This is a genomic window from Burkholderiales bacterium, from assembly GCA_013695435.1.
GTDB lineage: Bacteria > Pseudomonadota > Gammaproteobacteria > Burkholderiales > JACMKV01 > JACMKV01.
This window is the reverse complement of sequence record JACDAM010000071.1, coordinates 1-9,111: the sequence shown is the minus strand read 5'-3', so window position 1 is coordinate 9,111 and position 9,111 is coordinate 1. Positions and strand designations below refer to the sequence as shown.

The 9,111-nt window shown below is 61.9% G+C and carries 6 protein-coding genes and 1 pseudogene; 2 read left to right on the top strand and 5 right to left on the bottom strand.

Annotation, left to right across the window (positions count from 1 at the left end):
- Nucleotides 1-781 (top strand): HRDC domain-containing protein (locus tag H0V78_04170; protein MBA2351000.1); only part of this gene is annotated, 781 nt, incomplete at its 5' end.
- A 215-nt stretch (nt 782-996) separates the two neighbouring features.
- On the opposite strand, the gene H0V78_04165 is transcribed toward H0V78_04170, so the two are convergent.
- The 4 genes from H0V78_04165 to H0V78_04150 all read right to left on the bottom strand — a co-directional run bounded on the left by H0V78_04165 (nt 997) and on the right by H0V78_04150 (nt 5,002).
- Nucleotides 997-1,995: a metal-dependent hydrolase gene (locus H0V78_04165; protein MBA2350999.1), complete on the bottom strand. Its 999-nt coding sequence runs from the start codon at nt 1,993-1,995 to the stop codon at nt 997-999.
- A 212-nt stretch (nt 1,996-2,207) separates the two neighbouring features.
- Complete coding sequence (locus tag H0V78_04160; protein ID MBA2350998.1) at nt 2,208-2,921, bottom strand: type 1 glutamine amidotransferase domain-containing protein; 714 nt, start codon at nt 2,919-2,921, stop codon at nt 2,208-2,210.
- A 185-nt stretch (nt 2,922-3,106) separates the two neighbouring features.
- On the bottom strand, nt 3,107-4,315 hold the full coding sequence (locus H0V78_04155; protein ID MBA2350997.1) for a PQQ-dependent sugar dehydrogenase: 1,209 nt from the start codon (nt 4,313-4,315) through the stop codon (nt 3,107-3,109).
- A gap of 147 nt (nt 4,316-4,462) precedes the next feature.
- Nucleotides 4,463-5,002: a methyltransferase domain-containing protein gene (locus H0V78_04150; GenBank protein MBA2350996.1), complete on the bottom strand. Its 540-nt coding sequence runs from the start codon at nt 5,000-5,002 to the stop codon at nt 4,463-4,465.
- Nucleotides 5,003-5,299: 297 nt separating this feature from the next.
- Between H0V78_04150 and H0V78_04145 the strand changes: the two are divergent.
- Nucleotides 5,300-5,935 (top strand): annotated as a pseudogene (locus H0V78_04145) (ROK family protein).
- Between the two features lie 275 nt (nt 5,936-6,210).
- Here the strand turns inward: H0V78_04145 and gcvP are convergent.
- Nucleotides 6,211-9,090 carry an aminomethyl-transferring glycine dehydrogenase gene (gcvP, locus tag H0V78_04140; GenBank protein MBA2350995.1) on the bottom strand — a complete coding sequence of 960 codons (2,880 nt, stop codon included), beginning with the start codon at nt 9,088-9,090 and terminating at the stop codon, nt 6,211-6,213.
- Nucleotides 9,091-9,111: the final 21 nt, after the last annotated feature.

The following is a 9,111-nucleotide window of genomic DNA, read 5'->3' as shown; positions in this document are numbered from 1 at the left end:
ACGCAAGCGCCTCGAACGGCAGAAGCTCGATGCGTTGCTCGGATTCTGCGAATCGATCCACTGCCGCCGGCACAGCCTGCTCGGCTACTTCGGCGAATGCACTCCGGCGCAATGCGGCAATTGCGACAACTGCCTGGAGCCGCCGCAAACCTGGGATGGCACGGAGGCAGCGCGGAAAGCGCTATCGTGCGTGTACCGCACCGAACAGCGTTTCGGCGCTGGCCATCTGATCGACGTCCTGCTCGGCAAAACGACGGATAAAGTCAGCCAGTTCGGCCACGATAACCTGAGCACATTCGGCGTCGGCAAGGAGCTGAATGAAGTCCAGTGGCGCGGCGTCTTCCGGCAACTCGCGGCCATGGGATTTTTGAACGCCGATCTCGAAGGTTACGGCGGGCTGCGCTTGACGGCATTGAGCCGGCCGCTGCTCAAGGGCGAACAGACGATTACGTTTCGCGTCGAAAGTGCCCGCAGCGAAAAGCGCAAACAAAGCAAAGAATCAGACCCGCGGCGTATCGTCGCCGCAGACGACGAAGGGCTGTGGCAGGCGCTGCGCGAAACGCGCACCAGGCTGGCAAAGGAACAAGGCGTGCCGCCCTACGTGATTTTCCACGACGCGACCCTGCTCGAAATGCTGGCGCGCCGGCCGCGCGATTTGCCGGAATTCGCGGCGATCAGCGGCGTCGGCGCGCGCAAACTCGCGCAGTACGGGGAGACTTTTCTGGCGGTGCTGTCAGGGGCTTCGCGCGAGTCGTCTATCTTCGCCGATGGCAGCGCTTGACCGCCGCTGAGAAAGCCAGTTCGATCCTGAATCACGTCGGTTTGCTCCCTCCCACTTGCTGGGAGGGCCGGGGTGGACTCGATACGAAATCACTTCGGTTTGCTCCCTCCCCACTTGCTGGGGAGGACCGGGGTGGGGAAGCAGCGCTTGTCCGCCCACGTAGCGCCTGGCAGGGAGGTCGCCAATAAGGTTCCTGATCCCACCACTTTTTCCGCCTAGCGTCGCCCCAGAACCTCGGCCCAAAGCTCGCTCAGCGCAAGTTCGCGATCTGCTGATCGGTCGACCCATTCGGTCGGCACTGCGGCGCCCGGATGAAAGCGCACGCCCCACACCGGATCGAACGCGTCACTGCGCCGCGAATAGCGCACATCGCCTATCACATCCAGCTCCTTCGGCGCGCGCGCAATCCAGCCATCCGAGAACCAGCGGAAGCGTTCGAAGTCGCGCTGCACGCGCGGGTCGCTTCGCGCTTCCCGCAGCGGCTCGTCCGTGCGCACTGCGGCTATTGTGTTGCCCTGTGACCACGTCGGCTCGCCCCACCATGGCACGCGTATGCGATTCGCATAGAGCGTGTCGCCGGACCGATACAGCGCGCGCCAGACGACCTGGTTGCCGAGGGTCGGAAACACGGCGCCGCGGCTGATCTCATGCCCGCGCATTGCGGCAACGCGTCGCTGGACATCCAACGCGCGCTGCTCCTGAATCGCGCCGATTCCGAGACAGGCTGCGCAAAACGCCAGCGCAATCGCGGCCGGGCCGCCACTGCGTCTGCGCAAGCCGAACACGACGCCGAGCAGCAGCGCGACCGTAAACACCGGATCTATGATCGAGATCCAGTTGAACGCCACGCGATGAGACGAGAACGGCCAGAACAGTTGCGTGCCGTAAGTCGTGCACGCGTCGAGCAAGCCGTGCGTCGCGTAGCCGATCGTGCTCGCCGCAACGATCGTTTTCCATTGCGCGCGATTGCGTTCGACGAGAAGAAATGGCAATGCGCCGATCGCGCCCCCGATTGGAATGAAAGCGAGCGCGTGCGTGAATTGGCGGTGATATTCGATCGCGAGCAAGGGATCGGTCGGGCTGCCGATCAGCACATCGAGATCGGGCAGGAGGCCGGCGACGCCGCCGACGAGCGCAGCGCGGTAGCCGAGCGGCCGGCCGAGCAGCGCCTGCGCCGCGGTCGCGCCTAGCAGTCCGTGCGTGATTGGGTCCAATGTCCTATCCGCGTCATGATGTGCTCGAGACAAAAGCTTGTCATTCCCGCCCCCGATTAAAGCATTCGAGGGCAAGCTGCGGCGGGAATCCAGAGGCGCTTCACGACCGGACAACTAGACAATATCGGATTCCGGCCGCAGCTGCCCTGAATGATTAAAATCGGGAGCGGGGATGACAAGCTGATTTGGAGGTTCCTCGCCGGGCGGTTAAGTTACGTTACGGCCGCGCGTTGCCGCCCTTGCCTGCTTACACCCAACTGTTCGAGCACCGCGTGCGCCGCGGCTTCCGACGACGCCGGATTTTGGCCGGTTATCAGATTGCCGTCGACGACCGTATGCGCAAGCCAATCGCCGGCCTTCGTATACTTGCCGCCTTTTTCCTTGAGCATATCTTCGACGAGAAAGGGCGCGATTTTTGTCAAACCAGCCGCTTTCTCTTCGGTGTTGGCGAAGCCGGTCACCGACTTTCCGCGCACCAGCGGCGCGCCATCGGGTGTCCTGGTATGGCGGAATACCGCAGGCGCATGGCACACCGCCGCGACCGGCTTGCCGGCCTTATACAACGATTCGATCAATGCGATCGAATCGCGATTCCCGGATAGATCCCACAGCGGACCATGGCCGCCTGGATAAAATACGCCGTCATAATCGTCGGCTGCTATATCTGCAAGCCGGACCGTATTCGCCAGCGCCTCCCGCACATCGCGATCCTGCTTGAAGCGGAGAATCGCCGCCGTTTGCGCGCCCGGATCATCGCTTTTCGGATCGAGCGGCGGATGGCCGCCTTTCGGCGATGCCAGCGTGATCTTTGCCCCGGCGTCCTTGAACACATACCAGGGCGCGGCGAATTCTTCGAGCCAGAAACCGGTTTTTTCTCCGGTATCGCCGAGTTCATCATGCGACGTCAATACGATCAGGATTTTCATCGAAACGCTTCCTGATACTTCTTTTCGTTCAACGGCTGGATTCCCGCGTGCGCGGGAATGACATCTCGGCGGATTCCGATCGTGCCCGCTGCTGCGGGTTCGTTCGCAACTTGTCCTTCGTGTCCATGATTTCTCAGGTATTGGATCGAGCCCGGGCGCGAGTCGTTGTATATGCTTCGCTGCGATCAACGGCCGGCTGCCGCCGGCTCGACGCGCAGCACCTGCCCATCATCGCTGTCGGTGAGCAGATAAAGCAGCCCATCCGGCCCCTGCCGCACGTCGCGTATGCGTTCGCCAAGCTTGCCGAGGTAGCGCTCTTCGCCGGCAACGCGCCCGTTTTCAAGATCGAGCCGCACCAGCGCGCCGGGCTTCAGCGAGCCGATGAAAAGATCGCCCTTCCAGTTCGGGAAAGCATCGCCGGTATAGAAAACCGCGCCCGACGGCGCGATCACCGGATCCCACCAGTAAACCGGCTGTTCCATGCCGGCCTTTCCCGCGCCCTCGCCGATTTTCTGGCCGGAATAATCGATGCCATAGGTGATGACCGGCCAGCCGTAGTTTTTTCCGGCTTCGGGATGATTGAGCTCATCGCCGCCGCGCGCGCCGTGCTCGATAGTCCACAACTGCCCGGTTTGCGGATGCAGCGCCGCGGCCTGCGCATTGCGATGTCCATACGACCAGATTTCCGGCCGTGCGCCCTCGCGTCCGCTGAACGGATTGTCTTTCGGCGCCGAGCCATCGGCATTGATGCGCACGACCTTGCCTATGGTGGTCGACAAATCCTGCACTTTGTCGCGATGCGTGAAACGATCGCCGGTGGTGACGAACAGCGTACCGTCCGGCGCGAAAACCAGCCGCGAGCCCCAGTGATTCGGACTGTTGACCTTGGGAACCTGGCGCCAGATCACCTTGAGGTTTTCGAGACTGCCGCCATCCTGCGCCAGCGTGCCGCGCGCGACCGCGGTACCGGCGCCGCCATTACCCGGCTCGGAGTACGACAGGTAGACGAGGCGGTCGCTGGCGAATTGCGGCGACACGGCGACGTCGAGCAGACCGCCCTGCCCTCGCGCCAACACTTTCGGCACGCCTTCAAGCGGCTCCGAAAGCTTGCCTTTTTTATCGACGATGCGCAGTAGCCCCGGGCGCTCGGTCACGAGCATGCGGCCATCCGGCAGGAACGCGAGGCCCCACGGATGTTCGAGTCCTTTGGCAACCACGGTTGTGCGCACCGGCGCATCGACCGATTTCGGCGTCGGCGAGCGCGGCGCTTGTGCGAACGCGGAAGTTGCGATCAGCGAGGTCAGCGTTGCAAAAGTCAAAAAGACCGCGGCGCCGGGTTTTTTTCTGACCGTAGTATGTCCATCGTTATTGTATGGCAGGCGTCCAAAACTCATGATGTTTCCTTTAGTTGCATCATTCGGGAGGATGCGAATAAGAATGGACAACGATTAGGCGTGCGGATTCGCTGCATCTCGCTTTGATCTCGCAACTGCGCGGCGCCGCTCAGGAAACGAAGCGGCGGTCAACGCGATTGGCCGTTGTCAATGCGATTCGGGCGGCGATTTCGGAACCACCCAGTAATAGATATTGCGACCCTCGACCCGCGCCGTATCCGCCGGCGCCCAATCGCCCATGTCGAAGCTGTGCGAAACGATGCGCGTGCCGGGCTTCAGCTCGCGCAACAGCTTCGGGCGCAGCCGCAGGTTCAGCGGGCGCTGCAGGTAAAGCGTGACGATTGTTGCGTCGCTGAAGTCCATTTCGAACAGATTGCCTTCGCGAAACTCGACGCGATCGGCGACGCCGGCAGCTTTTGCGTTATCGCGCGCCTCGCCGATCAACTGCGGATCGATTTCGACGCCGACACCGCGCGCGCCGTATTTTTTCGCGGCCGCGATGACGATGCGCCCATCGCCCGACCCCAGATCGTAGATTACGTCGTTCGAGTCGACCCTGGCCATCTCGAGCATCTTTTCCACGACGGGCTCGGGCGTCGGCACATAGGGCACATCGATCGACACAATATTCTGCGCGTGCGCGGCGCCGGCAAGCAGCGTTGCGATAAGCAAGATCGTATGGCGCATTTTTCCTCCGCAATGAGTGGGCGTGGAGCTTTTCTGTCTTGAAAACGAACCGTGGCGGCTAGTTGCGTAAGCATAAACGGTTGTCGGAGAAGCGTTCATGGAATACGCTGAAACCCGCTAACGTGCCCGGATGCAGTGGCATGTAAATCATCTTGCACGTCAACCAATGGAGACCCGATCATGGCAGAGAAAACCAATGACGGCCGCGCGAAAACCAGTCGCCCTTCGTCCGATAAATCGAGTCCCGAAAAAACCCCGGGCAAAACGCGCGACACGGCGCCGCGCCCGCCAAAGAAGATTCTGGCGATCGATATCGGCGGCAGCAAGATTAAAATTCTGGCGAGCGGAAAAACCCGGCCGCGCAAAGCCCCGTCGCACCCCGACCTCACACCTCTGGAGATGGTGAAGACGGTGCAGGAACTCGCCAAAGGTTGGGACTACGAAGCAGTGTCGATCGGGTATCCGGGATTGGCCGGCGATAACGGGCCGCGCTCCGAGCCGTGGAATCTCGGCAGCGGATGGGTCGGCTTCAACTATGCAGCCGCTTTCGATCGACCGGTGCGCATCATCAATGACGCGGCGATGCAGGCGCTGGGCAGTTACGAAGGCGGCCGCATGTTGTTCCTCGGCCTCGGCACCGGGCTCGGCTCGACCTTGATCGCAGAAAACGTCGTCCTGCCGCTCGAACTCGGCCAGCTCCGGCACAACGGAAAAGAGTCATTTGCCGATCTGGTCGGCAAAACCGGCCTGCGGCGGCTCGGCAAAAAAGCCTGGCGCCGCGTCGTCGTCGAAATGGCAACGCTATTTGCTGGTGCTCTGGTCGCGGAATCCGTGGTTATTGGCGGCGGCAACGCCGAGTTGGTGGGCGCGCTTCCTCACGGCATGCGCACCGGTGGCAACCAAACCGCATTCCGCGGCGGATTTCGCCTATGGCATCTCGAGGATGTACGCACCCATTCCGCGAAAACCGAACATCAGGACGCCAGTGCCGCCGCCGGAGAAGGCGGCTGGAGGATGATTTAACGGCAGTTGTGGCCATTGGTTCACTTCGGGGCGTCGAACTTTTGCGATCTCACAAACGAAGGAACCGAACATGTAACGTAATGGTTGCGCAAACCCCGCTGGATTCCCGCTTCCCGGCTCAGGGTCTGCTGGTTCAAGCTTCGCGGGGATCACAACCGGTAGACGATTCCTGACCAGATTCGAGATCAAGCCGGAGAAATCGCGATCTCCCCGGCCGCATAGTCCGCAATCGGCGGACACGTGCAGATCAGGGTGCGGTCGCCTTGCAGGTTGTCGATACGAGCGACCGGTGGCCAATATTTGTTATCGATCAGATAAGGCAACGGGAAAAACGCCTGCTGCCGCGAGTACGGCCGCGTCCAGTCTTCGAGCAGCAATTCGTGCGTGTGCGGCGCGTTGCGCAGCAGATTGTTTTCGGCGTCGGCGGCGCCCGATTCTATGGCGGCGATTTCGCGGCGGATCCCGATCAACGCATCGCAGAAGCGGTCGAGTTCAGCCTTGTCTTCGCTTTCGGTCGGCTCGATCATCAGCGTTCCGGCGACCGGGAACGACACCGTCGGCGCGTGAAAGCCGTAATCCATCAGGCGTTTCGCGACATCGTCGACGGTGGTGCCGCAACGCTCCTTGATTGGCCGAAAATCGACGATGCATTCGTGCGCGACCGTGCCGTTCCTGCCTTTGTAGAGGATGGGATAATGCGGCTCTAGCCGTCTGGCGATGTAGTTTGCATTCAGGATCGCAACCTGCGTTGCGCGCGTCAGCCCTTCGGCGCCCATCAGCGCGATGTAAGTCCACGGAATCGTCAGGATGGAAGCCGATCCCCACGGCGCCGCCGAGACCGTGCCGACCGTTCCCGCTTCCCCGGCGTTTGGATTGATACCGCGCACGACCGGATGCTCGGGCAAATACGGCGCCAGGTGCCGCGCCACGCCGATCGGGCCCATGCCGGGGCCGCCGCCGCCGTGCGGAATGCAGAACGTCTTGTGCAAATTCAGATGCGATACGTCAACGCCGATTTCACCCGGCCGGCACAGCCCGACCATCGCGTTCATGTTGGCGCCGTCCATATAAACCTGGCCACCGTGTTCGTGCACGATCGCGCAGATTTCCCTGATCGCATCCTCGAATACGCCATGTGTCGAAGGATACGTAATCATCAGCGCTGCCAGTTGTTCGCGATTTTGCCGCGCTTTGGCTTTCAGATCGGCGACATTCACGTTGCCACACTCGTCGCAGCCGACGACCACGACCTTGAGCCCCGCCATCGCAGCGCTCGCCGGATTGGTGCCGTGCGCGGAAGCCGGAATCAGGCAAACGTCGCGGCTGCCCTCGCCGCGCATCTCGTGATATTTGCGGATGACCAGAAGACCGGCGTATTCGCCCTGCGAACCGGCGTTCGGCTGAAACGAAAACGCCGCGAAGCCGGTGATTTCGCATAGCCGCTCGTCGAGCTCGTCGACAAGCTGGCGATAGCCCTGCGCCTGATCGAGCGGCGCGAAAGGATGGATCGCGCTGAACAACTGCCAGGTCAGCGGGATCATTTCGATCGTCGCGTTCAATTTCATCGTGCACGAACCGAGCGCGATCATCGACCGGTCGAGCGCGATATCGCGCCGCACCAGCGAGCGCAGATAGCGCAGCATTTCGGTTTCGGAATGATGACGATTGAATACCGGATGCGTGAGGATGGCGCTGGTCCGCTGCAACGGAGCCGGCAGGCACTCGGCGAATTCGGCGTCGATGCGTTCGATATCGGGCAGATTCTCCGAGCGTTCCGAGCGCGTCGAAAAAACGCTCCACAGCGTTTTCAGTTCACTGCGGCGCGACGTTTCGTCGAACGATATGCCGAGCGTGCTGGCATCGACGATACGCAAATTGAAACGGGATTCGCGCGCGCGCGCCGCGATTCTTCGCGCGATACCTGGTACGCGTACGGTAACGGTGTCGAAGAAATTATCGGTGATCACGCACACGCCGAGTTGACGCAACCCGGCGGCGAAAATCTGCGCCATGCGGTGCGTGCGTTCCGCAATCGTTCGCAAGCCCTGCGGCCCGTGGTAAACCGCGTAAAAACCGGCGATCACGGCGAGCAGCACCTGCGCCGTGCAAATGTTGCTGGTCGCTTTTTCGCGGCGTATGTGCTGCTCACGCGTCTGCAGCGCCATGCGCAGCGCGCTGCGGCCGCGGCTGTCGGTCGATACGCCGATCACGCGGCCGGGCATTTGCCGCTTGAATTCCTCGCGGGTCGCGAAAAACGCGGCGTGCGGGCCGCCATAACCGAGCGGGACGCCGAAGCGCTGCGCGCTGCCGACGACGATGTCGGCGCCGAACTCGCCGGGTGGCGTCAGCAACACCAGCGCCAGCGGATCAGCAGCGATCGTGACCAGTGCGTGCCGCCGGTGCGCCCATTCGATCACCGGCTTCGGATCGCGAACAGCGCCGCTCGAACCCGGATATTGCAGCAGCACGCCGAAGAATTCTTCCTGCATATCGAGCCGCCAGGGATCGCCGACGACGATCTCGATGTGCAATGGCCGCGCGCGCGTCTGCAGCACCGCGAGCGTTTGCGGATGACAATCGGCGTCGACCAGATAACGCTTCGAATGCGACTTGCTCACGCGCTGCGACATCGTCATCGCCTCGGCGCCCGCTGTCGCTTCGTCGAGCAGCGAAGCATTTGCGATTTCCATGCCGGTCAGATCGATGATCATCTGCTGGAAGTTCAGCAGCGCCTCCAGACGACCCTGACTGATCTCGGCCTGATAAGGCGTGTACGCCGTATACCAGCCCGGGTTTTCCAGCACGTTGCGCTTGATCACATTCGGCACGATGGTGTCGTAATAGCCCATGCCGATCATGGTCGTGAACACCTGATTGCGCGCGCGCATTTTGCGCAACGCGCTTTCGACCACGCGCTCGCTGTGCGGCGGCGCCAGATTCAGCGGTTGCCGCGAGCGGATGTCGGAGGGCACCGTTCGCTCGACGAGTTCGTCGAGCGATGCAAAACCGAGATGATCGAGCATGATCCGGATTTCGCGTTCATCGGGGCCGATGTGACGACGGATGAAATCGCCGCGGTCTTCGAG

Excerpts from the sequence above, each read along its gene's own strand:
- H0V78_04160 (MBA2350998.1), bottom strand. The coding sequence starts at position 2,921 with ATGAAAATCCTGATCGTATTGACGTCGCATGATGAACTCGGCGATACC.
- H0V78_04155 (MBA2350997.1), bottom strand. The coding sequence starts at position 4,315 with ATGAGTTTTGGACGCCTGCCATACAATAACGATGGACATACTACGGTC.
- H0V78_04150 (MBA2350996.1), bottom strand. The coding sequence starts at position 5,002 with ATGCGCCATACGATCTTGCTTATCGCAACGCTGCTTGCCGGCGCCGCG.